We start from the raw sequence: 20,280 nt of genomic DNA, 5'->3' as shown, positions 1-20,280 counted from the left end.
CCATGCTTTAAACCTGTCTCGCTTGCGGCTTGAGCCGCACGTAAAGGGTTTTTTCGACCCGCGCCACCAAGGTGCCGGCGCCGTCGTGAATATCGACCTGCAACTTCGGCAGGTATTTTTCGCCATCAGCCGTTTGCCGACGGATCTCGTCGAGCAAGGTCTCGTCGATGTGGAATTTGGCGAACACCGGGCCTTTGCCCGGCGAAATGAAATCGATGTCCGCCGCCTTGTCCCAAACGATGTAACGGTGCCCGAGGTTTTCCATCAGCATCAGCATGTAGAACGGATCGACCATCGAATACAAGCTGCCACCAAACTGGGTGCCTACATAATTGCGGTTGTACCAGCCCAGGCCCATGGACACCGTGATGTCGCGAAAGTCATCGCTGATGTGCCGCACCCGAACCCCGGCGCCAACGTACGGTGGGTAAAAGGACATGAACCAACGCATCAATCGCGCTTTGCCGAACCTGTTCGTCAGCCACTTAAGCATCGGGGCGAGTACCCAGGCCCATGGCCTGCCGGGCGAACCAGCGCTTGGCCGGTGGCAGCAGATCGAGACCGAGCAGGCCGAGATTGCGACCCAGCGACACCAGCGGCTGGGTGCTGCCGAACAATCGGGTGACCTGATCGGAGAAGCCCACCGTCAGGTTTTGATCCAGACGCTGGCGCTCGCGATAGGCCTGCAAGGTGGCGAAGTCGCCCGGCCCGTTCTCGCTGGCCAACAAGGCCTCCGCCAACGCTTGCGCATCGCGCAGCGACAGGTTGAAACCCTGGCCGGCAATCGGGTGCAGGCTGTGGGCCGCGTTGCCGAGGATCGCCAGATGCGGACGCACCTGCTCTTCGGCTTCGATCAGCGTCAGCGGGTACAGATGTCGCGCGCCAACCTGTTTTAACGTGCCGAGGCGGTAACCGAACACACCCTGCAATTCGCTTAGAAAGCTCTTTTCATCCAGTGCGGCCAGCCGCTGCGCGTCCATTCCCAGACGGGTCCAGACCAAGGCGCAGCGGTTGTCCGGCAGCGGCAACAGCGCCATCGGGCCGTCGTCGGTGAATCGCTCGAACGCCATGCCGTTGTGCGCTTCGCTCGGGGTGATATTGGCGATCAGCGCGCTCTGGTTATACGGACGCGTCTTGATGCCGATCCCCAGTTGCTCACGCAGGCCCGAACGGCCGCCATCAGCCAGCACCGCGAGGTCGCATTCCAGGGTGGTTTCATCATTGAGGGTCAGGCGGTAGCCATCGGTCAGCGGCTCCATGCGCGTGACTTCGGCCGGGCAACGCCACGTGACCACGTCCTTGTCCAGACCTTGCCAGAGGCATTGGCCGAGCCAAGCGTTTTCCACGACGTAACCCAGCGCCGGAACGCCCTCTTCCATCGCCGACAGTCGCGCCGTGGAAAACCGCCCACGGTCGGAGACATGAATCTGCTTGATCGGCTCGGCGCGGCGGGAGATTTCCTGCCACACGCCCAACCGTTGGTAAATCTGCTTGGCGCCGTAGGACAGCGCCGAAGAGCGGGCGTCGTAGCTCGGCTGATAGGTATCGCCCGGGGCGAAAGGCTCGATCAGGACGATCTTCCAGCCGCGTGATTTAGCCCCGGCCTGCAACGCCAACGCGAGACTGGCGCCGACCAGGCCACCACCGATGATTGCCAGATTGACCCGGCTCATGCTGCTTGTGTCCGCGCTTGCGCCATCAGGGCCTCGATATCGGCGACCGTTTTCGGCACGCCTTTGGTCAATATTTCACAACCGGTCTTGGTCACCACCACGTCGTCCTCGATGCGCACGCCGATGCCGCGCCATTTCTTCGCCACGCTCTGGTTGTCCGGGGAAATGTAGATCCCCGGTTCCACCGTCAGCGCCATGCCGACCTCCAGCACCCGCCATTCGCCGCCGACTTTGTACTCGCCGACGTCATGCACATCCATCCCCAGCCAGTGGCCGGCGCGGTGCATGTAAAACGCTTTGTAGGCTTCGCTGGTGATCAGTTCGTCGACGTCGCCCTGCAACAGGCCGAGTTTCACCAATCCGGTAGTAATCACCCGGACCGTGGCTTCGTGCGCCTGATTCCAGTGTTTGTTCGGGGCGATTTCGGCGAAGGCGGCTTCTTGCGAGGCCAGCACCAGCTCGTAGATCGCTTTCTGTTCAGGTGAATATTTGCCGTTGACCGGCCAGGTGCGGGTGATGTCGCTGGCGTAGCAGTCGATCTCGCAACCGGCATCGATCAGCACCAGATCACCGTCCTTGAGAACCGCGTCATTCTGCTGGTAATGCAGGATGCAGCTGTTGCGCCCGGCAGCGACTATCGAACCGTAGGCCGGCATCTTCGCGCCGCCCTTGCGGAACTCGTAATCGAGTTCGGCTTCGAGACTGAATTCGTGCAGCCCCACGCGGCTGGCCTGCATCGCGCGAATATGCGCCTGGGCGGAAATCCGTGCGGCTTCGCGCATCACCTTCACTTCTGCCGCCGATTTATACAGGCGCATGTCGTGAAGCAGGTGATCCAGAGCAACGAATTCGTTCGGCGGCTGGGCACCGAGGTGCGCTTTAGAGCGGATCACGTTGATCCAGTCCATCAGGTGCCGGTCGAATTCGGGGTTGCTGCCCATGGCCGAATACACCCGATCGCGCCCTTCGATCAGACCCGGCAGGATGTCGTCGATGTCGGTGATGGGGAAAGCGTCGTCGGCGCCGAAGTCGCGGATCGCGCCTTCCTGGCCGGCGCGCAAACCGTCCCACAACTCGCGTTCGGCGTTGCGCTCACGGGAGAACAGGATGTATTCGCCATGGGCGCGTCCCGGCATCAACACGAGGACCGCTTGAGGTTCGGGAAAGCCGCTCAGGTACTGGAAATCGCTGTCCTGGCGATAGACGTGCTCGACGTCGCGGTTGCGGATGGCAACCGCGGCGGCGGGCAGGATCGCGATGCTGTTGGGTTCCATCTGCGCCATCAGGGCCTTGCGGCGACGGCTGTATTCCGATTTCGGGATATGAATCATGGGCAGATGGCTTTTCCTGGCACGCGATTAATGCAACGACGGTTTGGCGGCTGGTGGCACGTCGGCTTTTTTGGTTTCGGAGAACAGCAGCAGCGGTGCGACGCGCAGGTATTCCATGACTTCCATGTAATCGCTTTCGCCGTCTTCGGACTCTTCCAGGGCATCTTGCACCTGGGAAATGGCCGCCAGATCCTGCAGTACTTCGGTAGCTTCAGTGCTGAGCGTGCTGCTGTCCCGGCAGTTCAAGCCGAAACCGCTGAGGAAGCCCTGGCACCACTCACCCAGTGCGACGGCACGGTCAACCAGGGGCGCGTCATCGGTTGGCAGCAATAGAACGACGGTCACGTCGTCGCCGGTCAACTCGCCCTTGACCATCTCCTGCAAGCCGATCAAGGCGTTGCGGACATTGTCCTGAGGTTCGCTTTCCAGCAATTCGGCAGCATCGATCAACCACTCTTCGGCATTGAAGCCGGCACCGGCGCAACTGCGGCCGAGCAACAGGCCATGCAGTTCGGCAGGCGAGACGTTATGACCGCTGGAGGTCAGCAGAGTGGCGAAGGCTTGGTACGGGGAATTCTGAATGGTCATGGGCAGCTAGGCGCCAGACGGCGCTATGTCTAGAATGAAGGCCTTGTATCCTACATCGACAGACTCGCCAAGACTATTAAAGGCTGTCCGCCCGCTACCCCCATCAAGCACACATTCAGTGGACACAATGGAAGACACCGACCTGCAAGCGCTGATGGCCAGACTCGAACTGCTAATTAGTCGAGTCGAGCAACTAAAGAGCCAAAACGGACTCTTACTAGCTCAGGAAAAGACCTGGCGCGAGGAACGCGCGCACCTCATTGAAAAGAACGAAATCGCCCGGCGTAAGGTTGAATCGATGATTTCGCGCCTCAAGGCCCTGGAGCAAGACTCATGAGTTCAAGCAATAGCGTTACCGTGCAGATCCTCGATAAAGAGTATTCGATCATCTGCCCCCAGGAAGAGCGCAGCAACTTGGTGAGCGCTGCCCGTTACCTGGACGGCAAGATGCGTGAGATCCGCAGCAGCGGCAAGGTCATCGGTGCCGATCGCATCGCCGTGATGGCCGCGCTGAACATCACGCATGACCTCCTGCACAAGGAAGAACGCCCGGATGTACAGGCCAGCGGCTCGACTCGCGAACAGGTTCGCGACCTGCTGGACCGTGTCGATCTGGTGCTCGCCACCGATCCGGATGTCACCAAGGGCTGAAACACGAAACCGCTTGGGGTATACTCGCTTCACTCCCTGGGGTGCTTGCCAGTTGACCACGTCCCTGAGCCGATTCGCACTACCCTGGAGGCTGCACGTTGGGCTGGTGTGCATGTCCGCTAGACGGAAAGCCTTAAAGCCTACTGCATCTTCCACCTTGAACTTTCGGGTTCAAGGGCTAAGTCAGCAGCGGTTCATCCGGGGAGCCTGATTCCAGTCCGATGCCGGTTTAATTACCGGCATCGGCTTTTTTACGGGTACGCTTTATGTACTCGTCCTGTCGAAGCCTGAATTCATGACCGAACCTGCGCTGCTACCCCGCCCGCAACTTCGACGCATGCTGCGCAAGGCCCGTCGCGCCCTGACACCCAGTCAACAGCGCCAGGCTGCCCGTGGGCTGTACAAGCAATTGGCCCAACAGCCGTTATTTCGCCGCGCCAGACACATCTCCCTGTACTTGCCGACCGACGGTGAAATCGACCCGCGCGTCCTGTTGCGTGCCGCTCAACGTCGGGGCAAAGCCACGTATCTGCCGGTGCTCAGTGCCTGGCCGCGAACCAAAATGGTGTTCCAGCGCATTCGCCCCGGCGACAAACTCAAACCCAACCGTTTTCGTATTCTCGAACCCCGGCACAATCTCGCCCGGCAACGCAAAGTGTGGGCGCTGGATCTGATTCTGTTGCCGCTGGTGGGGTTTGATGACGTCGGCGGACGCCTGGGCATGGGCGGCGGTTTCTACGATCGAAGCCTGGCGTATCTGGCGCGCCGCAAAACCTGGCGCAAACCGACGCTGCTGGGGCTGGCCCATGAATGTCAGAAAGTCGAACGATTGGCTCAGGCGAGCTGGGATGTGCCGTTGCAAGGAACGGTGACAGACAAGGCGTGGTATTTCGCAGACTAGACGCCACTGCGAACAGCGGTGTCCAAAAGACAGGTTTAGCGTTTGAACGCCGACGGCTGCTGTTGCTGCGCGATTTCGATCGGCGCGTCGGTCTTGTTATTCCACAGGCTTTGGGCATAACCGGTGGTTACGACGCCAAGGCCGAACAAAATAACCAAAATCCATAGTAAATCCGGTTTGCGTTTCATCGATTGCCCCCCAAAGGCACATCAACACGATGACAGCAGCGGTTCCGTTTCAGGTGTAGGCCGTGCAGCAGCGTCAAGCTTAGAAGGCCGGCATTTTGCGACAACGTGAACTGACACGCAAACGCTGGCGTCAACCGACTGTCGGTTTGTCATAAAATTGCCCGACAACCTTTCCACTGACCTCGCAAGGAGCAAAATCCATGGCCTACTGGCTGATGAAATCCGAGCCCGACGAACTCTCGATCAAAGGTCTGGAGACGCTTGGCCGAGCGCGCTGGGACGGGGTTCGCAACTATCAGGCGCGTAACTTTTTGCGCGCCATGGCGGTCGGTGACGCGTTTTTCTTCTATCACTCCAGCTGCCCGGAGCCGGGAATTGCCGGCATTGGAAAAGTTGTCGAAGCGGCGTATCCGGACCCGACGGCGCTGGCGCCTGAGAGTCATTACTACGATCCGAAGGCCACCTCTGAGAAAAACGCCTGGAGTGCGATTGATGTCGAGCATGTCGAGACGTTTGCCAAGGTGTTGAAGCTGGATTATTTGAAGCAGCAGACGGCGTTGGCGCAGATGCCGCTGGTGCAGAAGGGTTCGAGATTGTCGGTGATGCCGGTGACCGCCGAGCAATGGGCAGCGGTACTCGATTTACGTTAAATAGGCAGAACCACCCGGTCATCCTCTTTTCTGCACTCAATAGGGTTAGGCTTGCTCCTCAGTTGACTGGTATCAACGCGCCTCGGCGTGCGATCAACCAGACTAGGACGCAACAGCCGCAGGATGCCCGCATGTCTACGCACAGTCGCTCTTCAATATTGTTTGCCAGTGCCTTAGTGATACTGCTGCTGGGTGCCGGGGGTTTTGGCTACTGGAAGTCGATGCATGACCGGTTGCCTGAAGGCGTGTACGTCGGCAATGGCCGTCTCGAAGCCACCGAAGTACAGATCGCCAGTAAAACACCCGGGCGACTGGCCGAAGTATTCGTCGATGAGGGCGACACAGTCAGCAAAGGCCAACTGCTGGCCCGCATGGACACCCGCACCCTTGAAGCCCAACGCAACCAGGCCGAAGCCGAAGTGTTGCGCGCCCGGGAGAACCTCACCGCCGCGCAAGCCAACGTGCAATTACGCCTGAGTGAGCAACTGCTCGCCCAACAGGAATTCAGTCGTTCCGAGGCGCTGTTCAAACACGGTTTCGTCAGTGGTCAAATCATCGATCAGCAGCAGGCGCGTATTGGCACTGGCAATGCCGCCGTTGCAGCGGCCCGTGCACAAGTGTCTGCGGTCGGTGCTGCCATTGGCGCTGCACAGGCGCAAGTCGCGCAGTTGAACAGTGAAATCGACGACAGCAGTTTGCGAGCCCCGATCGACGGGGTGATCCAACTGCGCATGGCCGAACCCGGCGAAGTGCTGGGTGCCGGCGGACGCGTATTAGTGCTGATCGACCCGAACGATCAATACATGAACCTTTACCTGCCGACCTCTGTGACTGGACGCCTGGCGGTGGGCGATGAAGCGCGGATTTTGCTCGATGCCCTGCCCGACCGCCCACTGCCGGCAAAGGTCAGCTTTGTCGCGGCCAAATCGCAGTTCACCCCTAAAGAAGTCGAGACCCGCGATGAGCGACAAAAACTCGTGTTTCGGGTCAAGTTACGTCTGACGGATCCCGGGGCCATGCCCCAGGCCAAACCCGGCATGCCCGGTGCCGGTTATGTGCGCACCGCACCCGTTGGCTGGCCGGCTAACCTGCAATGACCGGCCTGGCGGTTCAAGCCTGCGCAATCGATCATCGCTACGGCACACATCAGGCGCTGAGTGACATCACGTTCAGCCTGCCCGCCGGGACCCGTTGCGGGTTGATTGGTCCCGATGGCGCCGGAAAATCGAGCCTGCTGGGACTGATCGCCGGCGTGAAAAAGCTGCAGCAAGGGCAGCTGAATGTCCTCGACGGGGCGATCCAGGATCGCCGCCATCGCAACACCCTCTATGCGCGAATCGCCTTCATGCCCCAAGGCCTGGGGGGCAACCTTTACCCCGAGTTGTCCATCAGCGAGAACATCCACTTTTTCGCCACCTTGTTCGGCCTGTCAAAAGTCGAATGCGATCAGCGCATGCACAGTTTGTTACTGGCCACCGACCTGTTGAGCTTTGCCGACCGCCCGGCCGGCAAACTGTCCGGTGGCATGAAACAGAAGCTGGGGCTGTGTTGTGCATTGATCCACGAACCGGACCTGTTGATCCTCGATGAACCGACAACCGGCGTCGACCCGCTGTCCCGTCGGCGGTTCTGGGAGTTGGTTGACGATGTGCGACGCCAACGTCCACAGCTGACGCTATTGGTTGCCACCGCGTATATGGAGGAAGCCGAGCAGTTCGAGCATTGCCTGATGCTCGACGGCGGCAAGCTGATTGCCACCGGAGCAACCAAGGCGTTACGGGCGGTCACAACCAGTGGCAAACTCGACGAAGCCTTCACTCACTATCAGGGCGACAGCAACCACGATAATCAGCCCTTGGTGATCCCGCCTCGAACCGGCACCACCACCGATATCGCCATCGAAGCCCACGATCTGACGCTGCGCTTCGGCGACTTCACCGCAGTAGACAAGGTCAGCTTTGCCATCGGTCGTGGCGAAATCTTCGGATTTCTCGGGTCCAACGGCTGCGGCAAAACCACCACAATGAAAGTCCTGACCGGGCTGATACCGGCTAGCGAAGGCAGCGCTACGCTGCTCGGCAATCCGGTGAATGCCAAGGATTTGGCCACTCGTAAACGCGTTGGTTTCATGTCCCAGAGCTTTTCGCTGTACGGCGAACTCAGCGTGCGTCAGAACCTGGACCTGCATGCACGGCTGTTCGATTTGCCGAAAATCGAAAGCACACAACGCATCGAAGAGCTGATCCAGCGCTTCAACCTGGCCAGCGTTTGCGAACAGCAGTCCGCAGCCTTGCCTTTGGGCTTGCGCCAGCGCCTGTCCCTGGCCGTAGCAGTGCTTCATCGGCCGGAAGTCTTGATTCTCGACGAACCGACATCCGGGGTAGACCCGGCGGCACGGGACGATTTTTGGCGACTACTGATCGAGTTGTCCCGTGAGCAAGGTGTGACCATCTTTCTCTCCACCCATTTCATGAACGAAGCCCAACGCTGCGATCGCATTTCGTTGATGCATGCCGGCAAGGTACTGGCGTGCGATACGCCGGCAGCCCTGCAGCAACAGTTCAAAGGGGAAACGCTGGAAGCCGCGTTCGTCACCTGCCTTGAACAGGCCCAGGGCACTTCGCAACCATCAACACCTTCAGAACCTGCCAATGCGCCCGCCATATCGGCCACGCCAATGAACGATCGCGGCTTCAGTCCTGGTCGCCTGATGGCGGTGGCGAGTCGTGAGGGCAAGGAGCTGCTGCGTGACAAAGTGCGGATGGCGTTTGCGCTGCTCGGGGCCATTTTCATGATGGTGATCTTCGGTTACGGCATTTCCCTGGACGTCGAGAAACTTGCCTTCGCCGTCTATGATCAGGATCAAACGCCACAGAGCCGTGCGTATCTGGAAGCCTTTCGCGGCTCTCGGTACTTCGATGAACAACCGCTCATCCACGATGCCAAAGAACTGCATCGCCGTCTTCAGCGATCTGAAATCAAACTGGCACTGGAGGTACCTCCCGGATTTGGTCGGGATTTGTATGCCGGGCGCCAACCGGCCGTGGCGGCCTGGCTCGATGGCGGTATGCCGTTTCGCGCCGAGACGAGCCGCAACTACGTCGAGGCGGTGCACCAGGCCAATATCGAACAACTGGCCGAACAGAGCGGTCCGGCGTTGAACCGGCAAGCTGCCGCGCGGCTGGAAACCCGCTTCCGTTATAACCAGGACGTGGTCAGCGTCAACGCCATCGGGCCCGGCGTCATGGCGCTGATCCTGGCGTTCATCCCGGCCATGCTCACGGCGCTGGGCATCGTCCGGGAAAAAGAACTGGGTTCGATCACCAACTTCTACGCCACACCGCTGACTCGACTCGAGTTCCTGCTCGGCAAACAGGCGCCGTATCTGGCAGTCAGCCTGATCAACCTTGCTGTGCTGGTCGCGATGAACCGATGGCTGTTTGGTGTGCCGTTCAAGGGCAGTTTTCTGACCCTGGCCTTTGGCGGGCTGCTCTATGTATTGGCGACCACCAGCATGGGCTTGCTGATTTCGGCATTCACCCGAACCCAGATCGCCGCCATCCTCGGCACCATGATCATTACCAGCCTGCCCACCATCCAGTTTTCCGGCCTGATCGTGCCTCGTTCCTCCCTCGAAGGCGCTGCAGCAACGATGGGGATGCTGTTTCCGGCCGGGCACTTCCTTGATATCGCAGTCGGCACGTTCACCAAGGCTCTGGACATACGGCAGCTTTGGCCACAATGCCTGGCGCTGTTCGGGTTCTTTCTCGGGTTCACCGGGCTCAGCCTGGTCATGCTGAAAAAGCAGGAGGCCTGATGCACAAGTTTGCACACATCCTGCGCCTGGGTCTCAAGGAACTGACGAGCCTGCGGCATGACAGCGTGCTGCTGCTGTTTCTTTTTTACGCCTTTACGGTGGCGATCTACATGCCGGCCGCGGGCTCGGTGATCGGCGTACATAACGCCAGCGTGGCCATCGTGGACGAGGATCACAGTCTTCTGTCGCGACAACTGGCGCAAGCGCTGCAACCTCCGGAATTCCAGCGCCCGGCCTTGCTGCCGTACGGGCAACTGGACCAGGTCATGGACAGTGGCCAGTACACGTTTGTCATCAATGTGCCGGCGAATTTCCAGACAGACCTGCTGGCCGGTCGTCAGCCCGCCGTGCAAGTCAATGTCGATGCCACTGCCATGAGTCAGGCATTCATGGGCGCGGGTTATATAGGACGCATTTTCCAGCGCGAGCTGTTGACCTACAGCGGCCAAAGCGATGTGGCGAGCAAAGCGCCCGTATTGCTGACCACCCGTGCCCTGTTCAACAGCAATCTGGAAGGCGGCTGGTTTCTGGCGGTGATTCAAATCGTCAACAACATCACCATCCTCGCCATCATCCTGACCGGCACAGCACTGCTGCGTGAGCGGGAACACGGCACCCTTGACCACCTGTTGGTGCTACCGCTGACGGCGCTGGACATCATGCTGGCGAAAATTTGGAGCAACATGCTGGTCGTGGTGCTGTGCACCTGGCTGTCGCTGGAGGTGATAGTCAAAGGGGCGCTGGGTGTTCCGCTGGCCGGCTCCCTGAGCCTGTTTTTGCTGGTGACGGCGGTCTATCTGTTCGCCAGCACTGCGCTGGGGATCTTTCTCGCCACCCTGGCTCGCTCGACGCCGCAATTCGGACTGCTGGCCATTCCGGTGATCATCCCGATGTTGCTTTTATCCGGCGGCAGCACACCGCTGGACAGCATGCCGCAATGGCTGCAATGGGTCATGCAGGGTTCGCCCTCCACGCATTTTGTCAGCCTGAGCGCCGCGATATTGTTTCGCGACGCCGGGTTGAGCGTGGTCTGGCCGGACTTGCTTGCACTCACCGCCATTGGACTGCTGTTCTTTGCGATTGCGCTGATGCGGTTTCGCAAGAGCCTGGCGTCCTGACCCGAAAGGATGTGTTTATGTGGCGAGGGGCGCTCACCACCCTCGCGGACGGCGCAGCCCCCCGGCCAAACGCCGTCGCCACAGACCGCTATTGAATGATCAGGTTGTTGAACAATAAATCTTCAACCACCGGCTTGCCGGTTTCGTCGCTCATCACTTGCTGGGTCTGTTTCAGGGCTTCCTGACGCAGCTTTTCCTTGGCTTCAACGTTGCTCATCGTTTCGCTCGTTTGCTGAGCAAACAACGCCACCAGTTGATTGCGGATCAACGGCTCGTTGGCCTTCACTGCCTTGGTGGCGTCATCGCCGGTCACGCGCAAGGCGATGTCGGCCTTGTAGACCTTGAGCTTCGGTGTACCGTCCAGCCCGTAGTTGCCCACGAACGGCGGGCTCAGGGTGATGTAATTGACCTTCGGAGCTTCACCTTCTTTGGCTTCTTCGGCCATCGCTGCCACAGGCAGAGACAGGGCCAGCAACAACATGATCCACGCTTTCACAATTCGCTCCTTATCCGGTTTGCGGCCAGCATAACGACCCGCCGCTCAAGCACAAGCTTATGGCTGACTATCAGGGTCGGGCATGCTCGTTGACCCATCGACTCACACACCTACACTTATCGGCCATCACTCCCAAAGGAATAGCCCTGATGAAAGCCGTGCTGTGCAAAGCCTTCGGCCCTGCCGAATCGCTGGTGCTGGAAGACGTCGCCAGTCCTGTCGCGAAGAAGAACGAAATCCTGCTGGATGTGCACGCCGCCGGGGTGAATTTCCCGGACACGCTGATCATCGAGGGCAAATACCAGTTCAAGCCGCCCTTCCCGTTCTCACCGGGTGGCGAAGCGGCGGGCGTGGTCAGCGCGGTGGGCGAAAAAGTCAGCCATCTCAAGGTCGGAGATCGAGTGATGGCCCTGACCGGCTGGGGCAGCTTTGCCGAACAGGTTGCCGTGCCTGGATACAACGTGCTGCCGATTCCGCCCTCGATGGACTTCAACACCGCCGCCGCTTTCAGCATGACCTACGGCACGTCGATGCACGCCCTCAAGCAACGGGCAAACCTGCAACCGGGCGAAACCCTGCTGGTGCTGGGTGCTTCCGGTGGCGTGGGCCTTGCGGCCGTGGAAATCGGCAAAGCCATGGGCGCCCGCGTGATCGCTGCCGCCAGCAGCGCAGAAAAACTTGCGGTGGCAAAAGCGGCGGGCGCCGATGAGCTGATCAATTACAGCGAAAACAGCCTCAAGGACGAGATCAAACGCCTGACCGACGGCCAGGGCGCCGATGTGATCTACGACCCGGTCGGCGGCGACCTGTTTGATCAGGCCGTGCGCGCCATCGCCTGGAACGGCCGCCTGCTGGTGGTCGGCTTCGCCAGCGGACGTATTCCGCAATTCCCGGTCAACCTGGCGCTGCTCAAAGGCGCAGCCGTGGTCGGTGTGTTCTGGGGTTCGTTTGCCCAGCGCCAGCCTCAGGACAATGCGGCGAACTTCCAGCAATTGTTTGGCTGGTTTGCCGAGGGCAAGTTGAAGCCTTTGGTGTCGCAGGTATATCCGCTGAGCAATGCGGCGCAGGCGATCAATGATCTCGGCCAGCGCAAGGCGGTCGGGAAAGTAGTGGTTCAGGTTCGCTGAGCCCGCAAATGCGGTCTGGATTGTCCAGACCGCATTTTTTGCCGGGAGCAAAACAACTTCCGACGTCCCATTCCAACGCAGGACATTTCCCAAAGCCTCGTCCTACCCCGGACTGACATTCGTCGTTAGAGCGTGCAAAAGACATTCCCCACACCGCCCTTCACCTTTACCTGTGCGACATGTTCATAAAGGAACACGCGATGGCCCACATTTTCGCTGTTTTGCTAATGCGAACCGGTGCTATTTTCGGTAACGAAACTGTAACATTCGCATCCGCAGTCAAAACAAGAAATCTGGAGCTCTCGAATGTTTGCTTTCTTTCGCCCTGCCGCACATCAGGCGCCCTTGCCTGACGAACAAATAGACGACACGTACAAACGCCTTCGCTGGCAGATCTTCGCCGGGATATTCATTGGCTATGCGGGTTACTACCTGCTGCGCAAGAACTTCACCCTGGCGTTCCCGGACCTGATTGCCCAAGGCTACACAAAGGGTCAACTGGGCGTAGCCATGTCGGCGATTGCCATCGCCTACGGCCTGTCCAAGTTTCTGATGGGCATCGTGTCCGACCGCTCCAACCCGCGTTATTTCCTGCCCTTTGGCCTGGTGGTCTCCGCCGGGGTCATGTTCGTGTTCGGTTTCGCACCTTGGGCAACGTCCAGCGTGACGATGATGTTCATCCTGTTGTTCATCAACGGCTGGGCGCAGGGCATGGGCTGGCCGCCGAGCGGGCGGACCATGGTGCACTGGTGGTCGCAGAAAGAGCGCGGTCGGGTAGTGTCGGTGTGGAACACCGCGCATAACGTGGGCGGCGGTTTGATCGGCCCGTTGGCGATTCTCGGCATGGGCTGGTTCAACGACTGGCACAGCAAGTTCTATGTACCCGCCGCCGTGGCGCTGCTGGTCGCCGTGTTTGCCTTCATTGTGATGCGAGACACACCGCAATCGACCGGCCTGCCGCCAATCGAGAAGTACAAAAACGATTACCCGGACGGCTACGACGCCAGCCACGAAGAAGAATTCAGCGCCAAGGACATCTTCATCAAATATGTGCTGCGCAACAAAATGCTCTGGTTCATCGCCCTGGCCAATGTCTTCGTCTACCTGCTGCGCTACGGCATTCTCGATTGGGCGCCGACCTACCTCAAAGAGGTCAAGCACTTCGATTTCGACAAGACGTCGTGGGCGTACTTCCTGTACGAGTGGGCCGGCATCCCGGGCACGCTGCTGTGCGGCTGGATGTCGGACAAGATCTTCCGTGGCAACCGTGGCCTGACCGGCATGGTGTTCATGGCGCTGGTGACCGTTGCGACGATCGTGTATTGGCTGAACCCGCCGGGCAATCCGATGATCGACATGATTTCGTTGTTCGCCATCGGCTTCCTGATCTACGGCCCGGTGATGCTGGTCGGCTTGCAAGCGCTGGAACTGGTGCCGAAGAAAGCCGCCGGGACTGCCGCGGGTTTTACCGGTCTGTTCGGCTATCTGGGTGGCTCCGTCGCGGCCAGTGCCCTGATGGGCTACACGGTGGACTATTTCGGCTGGGATGGCGGTTTCATTCTGCTGGTCGTTGCCTGCCTGCTGTCGATGGCGTTCCTCGCGCCCACGCTAGGCCACAAAAACGTCGCCAGTCAGACCCGCGAAGCGATCGCCTGATCGGATTTTGATTTGCAGCGCTTGAGCCGCGCCTCCAGATTTCGGTCCGGCATGGCGTGGCTACGCAGGGCGTGGGCGGTCTGCTCGACATAATCGCGAGTGGTGCCGTAGCGCCCGCAAGCGTTTTCAAACACTTGGCTCAGCACGTGATCCGGCAAGTTGCCGGCATAGCTGGGCAGGTGTCGCTCCAGAACAAATCCCAAAGCCTGTACCTGGCTTCCGTCTTCAAGACGGCAGTTGAGCCAGTGCGGGCGGTAGGACGGGAATGGCATCTCACGTTGCCACAGCGCATAAAGCGACGATTCAAGTTGTTCTTCGGGCAAGCGATAAGCAAAACCGCTGCACGAACCGCCGCGATCCAGTCCAAACACCAGCCCGGGCATTTCCGGTGTCCCGCGATGCTCGTGGGACCACAGGTATAGGCCACGATGATAGCCGTGCACTCGCCCGCGCATCCGCTCCACTGCCGAACACTCCGGGCGCCAGATCAACGAACCGTAGGCGAACAGCCACACCGGCCCACCCTTGTGGCGCGCCATGGTCGATTGCATCGAGACGAGAAGTTGTTCGTGTGTCAGCTGCGGCCCCAGATCGAGCCGCGGAGGGTAAGCCAGATTCACAAAAGCAGATTCAATGGCTGTCATGACGTAAGTGTTCGGCCCCGCGATTATTACAAGATGTAAGCGCAATTCGCTCAATAGAACATATAGCAGTAACTGTAAAACGAAAAGTGCTAAAGGATGTATGACCGACGCGATAGCGCTAAATCGGGAGTATCAGTCCCCGCTATCGGGTTTTATATAGCCTAATACGATTGTCGAAACATCTTAAATACCCGAATGAAATATGCATAAGCCTTCGCTTGTTCAGGATCGGTTCAACAAGATGCAGGGATATTCCTACTAAAATGTCGGACTTTCCTTCTTTCTCGTCGCTGAACGCCTACGTATAACGGCCTCTCTGGCGCAAGCCATCCGTTTAATCGAGGCTGCACAATGAAAAATCCATGGCTTTTGGCCGCATTGTTAATGATTCATACCGGCCAGGCACTGGCTGAGTATGACTCCCAAAAAGACAATGGCTTCTGGTATGCACAGACCAGTGTGTATACCCGGCATTACTCGCCCGACCCCGAACACAATAATCATCAGGACTTGATCGGCATCGAACGCAATGAGGCTTCCGGCTGGGTATTTGGCGGGGCAACTTTTCGCAACTCGTTCCGTCAGCGCTCGAATTACGCCTACGTCGGCAAGCGCTATGACAGCAGCGACTATCCGGTGTATCTGAAAGTCACAGGCGGGCTGTTGCAGGGCTATCGCGGTGACTACAAGGACAAGATTCCGCTGAACCACTTCGGCGTTGCACCGGTCATCATTCCGTCCGTCGGTACCCACTACGGCCAGTTGGCCGCCGAGCTGGTTTTTCTCGGTGCCAACGCAGCCATGGTGACTACCGGCGTACGTTTCTAGGGGCGCGACTCAAGATCTGGATCAAGATCACGGATCAAGATCACGGATCAAGATCGAGGATCAAGATCGAGGCGCATACGCAAATACATCAGCGCGCATTTGATGAGCATCCATCCCGGCTTCCACTAACGCATCCAGCGTGCCATAGACCATGGCTGGTGAGCCGCTGGCGTAGACATGCAAGGCTTTCAGGTCCGGGAAGTCTTCACAGACCGCCTCGTGCAGCATCCCGCAGCGCCCTTGCCAGCCGCACTGATCACTGACGACCTTGTGCAAGAACAGATTGGGCAGCTTCAGCCATTCATCCCAATGCTCGATCTCGTAAAAGTCTTCTGGGCGACGCACGCCCCAATACAGGTGCACCGGGTGCTTGAAGCCCGTGGCCCGGCAATGTTCGATCAGACTGTGGATCTGGCCCATGCCTGTGCCGGCGGCAATCAGCACCAACGGACCGTCCGGCAATTCCGCCAGGTGCGTATCGCCGAAGGGCAGCTCAACCCGCACGATCCGATTACGTTGCAGCTGCTCGATCAGGCTCAGCGCACTGCTTTCGCGCGCCAAGACATGAATTTCCAGATCCCGCCCGCCATGGGGAGCCGAGGCCAGCGAGAACGCGGATTTTTCACCGTTCTCACGCTCGATCATCAAATACTGACCCGCGTGATAACGCGGTGGCTTGCCGGCCGGCGCGCGCAGCCGCACGCGCCAGGTATCACCGCCGACGCCCCTGCATTCAATGACCTGACACGACACGCTGCGCACCGGCAGTTCTCCCCGCGCGAGCACGCCATCCCACAGCAAAATGCAGTCTTCCAGCGGCTCTGCTATGCAAGTGTAGAACTCGCCATGGTCGCGCACATTGCCGGCTTGTTCGACTCGCCCTTCCACCAGCAATGCCGCGCACACGTGGCAATTGCCGTTGCGGCAGCTTTGCGGGCATTCATAGCCCAGGCGCCGCGCACCATCGAGAATCCGCTCGCCGGGCAGAATCTCTAGCACTGCTCCGGAGGGCTGCAAGGTTACACGCATCAATCTATTCCTAACTGATTCCAGATGGCATCGATCCGTTGGGTCACGGCGTCGTCCTTGACGATCACCCGGCCCCACTCGCGAGTGGTTTCGCCCGGCCATTTATGCGTGGCATCCAGGCCCATTTTCGAGCCCAGGCCGGAGACCGGCGAGGCAAAGTCGAGGTAGTCGATCGGCGTGTTGTCGATCATCACCGTGTCGCGCTTGGGGTCCATGCGCGTGGTGATGGCCCAGATCACGTCGTTCCAGTCCCGCGCGTTGATGTCGTCATCGGTGACGATAACGAACTTGGTGTACATGAACTGTCGCAAAAACGACCAGACACCGAGCATTACCCGCTTGGCGTGCCCTGGATACGACTTCTTCATGGTCACGATGGCCATGCGGTACGAGCAGCCTTCGGGCGGCAGGTAGAAATCGGTGATTTCCGGGAACTGCTTCTGCAGGATCGGCACGAACACTTCGTTCAGCGCCACGCCGAGAATCGCCGGCTCATCCGGCGGTCGGCCGGTGTAGGTGCTGTGGTAAATCGGCTTGATCCGGTGGGTGATGCGCTCGACGGTGAACACCGGGAAGCTGTCGACTTCGTTGTAGTAACCGGTGTGGTCGCCGTAGGGGCCTTCGTCGGCCATCTCGCCCGGATGGATCACGCCTTCAAGGATGATTTCAGCGGTGGCCGGGACTTGCAGGTCGTTGCCACGGCACTTCACCAGTTCGGTGCGGTTGCCACGCAGCAGACCGGCGAAGGCGTATTCGGAGAGGCTGTCCGGCACCGGCGTCACGGCACCGAGGATGGTCGCCGGGTCCGCGCCCAGTGCTACGGACACCGGGAACGGCTGGCCGGGATGCTTCTCGCACCACTCGCGGTAATCCAGCGCGCCGCCACGGTGGCTCAACCAGCGCATGATGACCTTGTTCCGGCCAATCACTTGCTGACGGTAGATGCCGAGGTTCTGGCGGTCCTTGTTCGGGCCTTTGGTGACGGTCAGGCCCCAGGTGATCAGCGGGCCGACGTCGCCCGGCCAGCAGGTTTGCACCGGGAGCATCGCCAGATCGACGTCGTCGCCTTCGATGACCACTTCCTGGCACACCGCGTCTTTGACCACTTTGGGCGCCATGGCGATGATCTTGCGGAAGATCGGCAACTTCGACCAGGCGTCTTTCAGACCCTTCGGCGGCTCAGGCTCCTTGAGGAAGGCCAGCAGCTTGCCGATTTCGCGCAGCTCGCTGACCGCCTCGGCGCCCATGCCCATGGCGACCCGCTCGGGGGTGCCGAACAGGTTGCCGAGCACCGGAATGTCATAGCCGGTCGGGTTCTCGAACAGCAGCGCCGGGCCTTTGGCCCGCAGTGTGCGATCACAGACTTCGGTCATCTCCAGCACTGGAGAGACGGGGATCTGGATGCGTTTCAACTCTCCGCGCTGCTCAAGCTGCTGCACGAAATCCCGAAGGTCCTTGAATTTCATTGACGATGGCACCCCTAAAATAGGCGTACATCCTACCTGCTCTGCCGTCCGCTGGCAGCTTATCGCTGATTACCTGGCCGCATTTGGGTTGCCATTGCCAAGAGTAGCCCGGGCTTGCAGGTGCCTGAACAACGGCTCAAGTGCCGGCGCGATGACGCGAGCCCCGACCTCCGACAGGTGATTGTCGTCGGTGTACAGCGAATGACCGTCGCGCTCGGCACGACAAAGACCTTCGTCATCGCACAGCAGAGGGGCCGGATCGACCACGGTCACGCCGGGATTGGCGGCCGCTATTTGCGCGAACAACTGGCTGATGAAGGCCTGACGTTTGAAGTGCTCGGTCACCGGCAACCCAACGTCATCGGTTGGACGATGCAACATGGCCAGGCGACTGAGACGGTAAGGCGGACTGAACTGCTGTAGCGGTGCTTCCTTGACCAGCCAGACGCGATGCCCGCCGCTGCGCAGTTGCCGCACGGTGGCCTGCAACCCTTCGGCCAGGCGTTGCTCGGCGATCGCCCGGTCATAGCGGCCATGGGTGTCGCGCAGCACGTGCCCGAGGTCGCCTTTCACATCGCCATAGAGGTACAGGCTCCAGCGTGCAACCAGCACCACATCGCCCACCGATTGCGGTTTCATGGCCTGCTCGACCCGGCGGTTGAACCGGCCACACTGAGGATCGTGTTCCAACCCTTCGACCGGAATGCACCCGGGGGAACTGGCGAGTATCACGCTGACGCCGTGCTTTTGTGCGCCATCGTCGAATACCGGGATCAGCGCGGTGGCATGACTGTCGCCCCAGACCAACGCCTTTGACGCGGTCGGCGTTGGCCCCCCGTAATGACAAAAGAGCTTTTCGTCTGGGGTTTTATCGTTGGCCAGGCAGCGCATCAGTTCCGGGCGCCACTCCTTCCCTTTGGCGTACTGCAAGGCCTGGTCAGGCAGGCGCACTGGCAAACCATCGGTCCAGCGCAACGCCTGGCCGGCCAGCCCCAGCAACAGCACCCCACACACTGCCGCGAGCAGAATCTGCCGACGCCCCGCCAACAACCGCCGCTCGCGGAACGGCGTCTCGACGAATCGCCACGACAGATAACCCAACACCAGACTGAGCAGAATCAACCCCGAAATATCGAACGGGCCGGGCTCATCAACGCTGGCATAGCTGGCAAAGACAAACACCGGCCAGTGCCACAGGTACCAGGAATAGGAAATCAGCCCGAGCCCGACCAACACACGGCTGGCGAGCAAGCCACCGACCAGGGTTGGCCGATGGCCGTTGGCCCAGATCAGCGCCACCACGCCCAGCGTCGGCAGCAACGCCGCGGCGCCGGGGAATGGCGTGCCTTTGTCATAACAGAACACGGCCAGCAGAATCAAAGCGGAGCCGGCCAGGCTCACCACTTGCGCGCCCGTAGAGGTCAGGCGCCAACCGGTTCTTGGCGAAACCGCCAGCATGGCGCCGGCCAACAACTCCCAGGCGCGCATCGGCAACAGGAAAAAGGCTTTCTCGGGATGATGCGCCACGGCCCAGACGCTGAGCCCGAACGACACCAGCAGCACACCGAACAGCGCCAATCGCCAATGCTTGAGGCGACTCGACAGCACCGTCAGCAGCAGCGGGAAGACAATATAGAACTGCTCTTCAACCGCCAGTGACCATGTGTGCAGCAACGGCTTGAGATCGGAGGCAACATCAAAATAGCCGTCCTGACGCACAAACAGGAGGTTGGACACGAACATCACCTGGTAGCGCACCGAGCGGCCCAGCTCTTCGTAATCCTTGGGCGCCAGCAAAAACCAGCCCACCGCCAGCACCGCGAGAATCATCACGAACAGCGCCGGCAGAATCCGCCGCGCACGACGCGCCCAGAAATCCACAAAGCTGAAACGCCCGGCCTGGCGCTGATTCCAGATAATCGAGGTAATCAGGTAGCCGGAAATCACAAAAAATATGTCGACGCCGACGAAGCCGCCGGTGAAGCCAGGAACACCAAAATGGAACAACACCACGGCAATCACCGCGATGGCGCGTAAACCGTCGATGTCCCTTCGATAAGCAAGCGTGCTCATAAACAAAAATGCCAGTCAGATAAAGTAGTTTGGGTCGTATGCCC

Annotated in this window: 20 protein-coding genes and 1 other RNA gene; 11 read left to right on the top strand and 10 right to left on the bottom strand. The window is 59.7% G+C overall.

The features are described 5' to 3' along the window. Positions 1-7: 7 nt before the first annotated feature. From NL116_RS02625 to NL116_RS02610, 4 genes are read right to left on the bottom strand one after another with little or no spacing between them, the layout of a single operon-like run. Positions 8-493 (bottom strand): DUF4442 domain-containing protein, encoded by a 486-nt coding sequence (locus NL116_RS02625; protein WP_494375897.1) that lies wholly within the window; start codon positions 491-493, stop codon positions 8-10. Next, positions 486-1,673 (bottom strand): 2-octaprenyl-6-methoxyphenyl hydroxylase, encoded by a 1,188-nt coding sequence (gene ubiH, locus NL116_RS02620; protein ID WP_494375896.1) that lies wholly within the window; start codon positions 1,671-1,673, stop codon positions 486-488. The genes NL116_RS02625 and ubiH overlap by 8 nt, the downstream gene beginning before the upstream one ends. Continuing rightward, the gene (pepP, locus tag NL116_RS02615; RefSeq protein WP_494375895.1) at positions 1,670-3,004 is read right to left on the bottom strand and encodes a Xaa-Pro aminopeptidase; all 1,335 of its coding nucleotides are present in this window, start codon (positions 3,002-3,004) and stop codon (positions 1,670-1,672) included. The genes ubiH and pepP overlap by 4 nt, the downstream gene beginning before the upstream one ends. Positions 3,005-3,031: 27 nt before the next feature. Next, entirely contained in the window at positions 3,032-3,592 is a 561-nt protein-coding gene (locus tag NL116_RS02610) for a YecA/YgfB family protein (protein WP_483843784.1), read from the bottom strand. Between the two features lie 127 nt (positions 3,593-3,719). Here NL116_RS02610 and NL116_RS02605 point away from each other — a divergent pair, with 127 nt between their 5' ends. The 4 genes from NL116_RS02605 (at position 3,720) to NL116_RS02590 (ending at position 5,144) form a co-directional block, all read left to right on the top strand. After that, the gene (locus NL116_RS02605; protein ID WP_007942437.1) at positions 3,720-3,929 is read left to right on the top strand and encodes a TIGR02449 family protein; all 210 of its coding nucleotides are present in this window, start codon (positions 3,720-3,722) and stop codon (positions 3,927-3,929) included. After that, positions 3,926-4,243, top strand: coding sequence for a cell division protein ZapA (locus NL116_RS02600; RefSeq protein WP_007942435.1), 318 nt, complete (start codon positions 3,926-3,928; stop codon positions 4,241-4,243). The genes NL116_RS02605 and NL116_RS02600 overlap by 4 nt, the downstream gene beginning before the upstream one ends. Before the next feature lie 30 nt (positions 4,244-4,273). Further along, a non-coding RNA gene (gene ssrS / locus NL116_RS02595) (6S RNA) lies at positions 4,274-4,452 on the top strand. An 86-nt stretch (positions 4,453-4,538) separates the two neighbouring features. Next, positions 4,539-5,144 carry a 5-formyltetrahydrofolate cyclo-ligase gene (locus NL116_RS02590; RefSeq protein ID WP_494375894.1) on the top strand — a complete coding sequence of 202 codons (606 nt, stop codon included), beginning with the start codon at positions 4,539-4,541 and terminating at the stop codon, positions 5,142-5,144. 35 nt (positions 5,145-5,179) lie between these two features. On the opposite strand, the gene NL116_RS02585 is transcribed toward NL116_RS02590, so the two are convergent. Further along, entirely contained in the window at positions 5,180-5,332 is a 153-nt protein-coding gene (locus tag NL116_RS02585; RefSeq protein WP_007942433.1) for a hypothetical protein, read from the bottom strand. A 200-nt stretch (positions 5,333-5,532) separates the two neighbouring features. Here NL116_RS02585 and NL116_RS02580 point away from each other — a divergent pair, with 200 nt between their 5' ends. The 4 genes from NL116_RS02580 (at position 5,533) to NL116_RS02565 (ending at position 10,917) form a co-directional block, all read left to right on the top strand. Next, positions 5,533-5,982: an EVE domain-containing protein gene (locus NL116_RS02580; RefSeq protein ID WP_494375893.1), complete on the top strand. Its 450-nt coding sequence runs from the start codon at positions 5,533-5,535 to the stop codon at positions 5,980-5,982. Between the two features lie 131 nt (positions 5,983-6,113). Beyond that, positions 6,114-7,079, top strand: a complete 966-nt coding sequence (locus NL116_RS02575) for an HlyD family secretion protein (protein ID WP_494375892.1) — start codon at positions 6,114-6,116, stop codon at positions 7,077-7,079. Then, positions 7,076-9,799 (top strand): ribosome-associated ATPase/putative transporter RbbA, encoded by a 2,724-nt coding sequence (rbbA, locus tag NL116_RS02570; RefSeq protein WP_494375891.1) that lies wholly within the window; start codon positions 7,076-7,078, stop codon positions 9,797-9,799. The genes NL116_RS02575 and rbbA overlap by 4 nt, the downstream gene beginning before the upstream one ends. Next, the gene (locus NL116_RS02565; protein WP_494375890.1) at positions 9,799-10,917 is read left to right on the top strand and encodes an ABC transporter permease; all 1,119 of its coding nucleotides are present in this window, start codon (positions 9,799-9,801) and stop codon (positions 10,915-10,917) included. Before rbbA ends, NL116_RS02565 begins: the two co-directional genes overlap by 1 nt. Positions 10,918-11,005: 88 nt before the next feature. On the opposite strand, the gene NL116_RS02560 is transcribed toward NL116_RS02565, so the two are convergent. Beyond that, positions 11,006-11,413, bottom strand: a complete 408-nt coding sequence (locus tag NL116_RS02560; RefSeq protein WP_494375889.1) for a flagellar basal body-associated protein FliL — start codon at positions 11,411-11,413, stop codon at positions 11,006-11,008. 149 nt (positions 11,414-11,562) lie between these two features. Between NL116_RS02560 and NL116_RS02555 the strand changes: the two genes are divergently transcribed. Then, on the top strand, positions 11,563-12,540 hold the full coding sequence (locus NL116_RS02555; protein ID WP_494375888.1) for an NADPH:quinone oxidoreductase family protein: 978 nt from the start codon (positions 11,563-11,565) through the stop codon (positions 12,538-12,540). A 306-nt stretch (positions 12,541-12,846) separates the two neighbouring features. After that, on the top strand, positions 12,847-14,196 hold the full coding sequence (glpT, locus tag NL116_RS02550; RefSeq protein ID WP_494375887.1) for a glycerol-3-phosphate transporter: 1,350 nt from the start codon (positions 12,847-12,849) through the stop codon (positions 14,194-14,196). On the opposite strand, the gene NL116_RS02545 is transcribed toward glpT, so the two are convergent. After that, a complete protein-coding gene (locus tag NL116_RS02545) occupies positions 14,172-14,840 on the bottom strand; it encodes a gamma-glutamylcyclotransferase (protein ID WP_494375886.1) in 669 nt (222 codons plus the stop codon). The genes glpT and NL116_RS02545 overlap by 25 nt on opposite strands. 351 nt (positions 14,841-15,191) lie before the next feature. On the opposite strand from NL116_RS02545, the gene NL116_RS02540 reads away from it, so the two are divergent. Further along, the gene (locus tag NL116_RS02540; RefSeq protein ID WP_494375885.1) at positions 15,192-15,668 is read left to right on the top strand and encodes a sn-glycerol-3-phosphate transporter; all 477 of its coding nucleotides are present in this window, start codon (positions 15,192-15,194) and stop codon (positions 15,666-15,668) included. Between the two features lie 60 nt (positions 15,669-15,728). Here NL116_RS02540 and NL116_RS02535 read toward each other — a convergent pair whose 3' ends face one another. From NL116_RS02535 to NL116_RS02525, 3 genes are all read right to left on the bottom strand, one after another. Next, positions 15,729-16,697: a CDP-6-deoxy-delta-3,4-glucoseen reductase gene (locus NL116_RS02535; RefSeq protein WP_494375884.1), complete on the bottom strand. Its 969-nt coding sequence runs from the start codon at positions 16,695-16,697 to the stop codon at positions 15,729-15,731. Further along, positions 16,697-18,163 (bottom strand): 4-hydroxy-3-polyprenylbenzoate decarboxylase, encoded by a 1,467-nt coding sequence (ubiD, locus tag NL116_RS02530; RefSeq protein ID WP_007942423.1) that lies wholly within the window; start codon positions 18,161-18,163, stop codon positions 16,697-16,699. Before ubiD ends, NL116_RS02535 begins: the two co-directional genes overlap by 1 nt. 69 nt (positions 18,164-18,232) lie before the next feature. Further along, complete coding sequence (locus NL116_RS02525; protein ID WP_494375883.1) at positions 18,233-20,236, bottom strand: acyltransferase family protein; 2,004 nt, start codon at positions 20,234-20,236, stop codon at positions 18,233-18,235. Between the last annotated feature and the right edge of the window lie 44 nt (positions 20,237-20,280).

It is taken from the genome of Pseudomonas sp. FBCC-B1667 (genome assembly GCF_059133255.1).
This window is presented reverse-complemented; position numbering and strand designations above follow the sequence as displayed.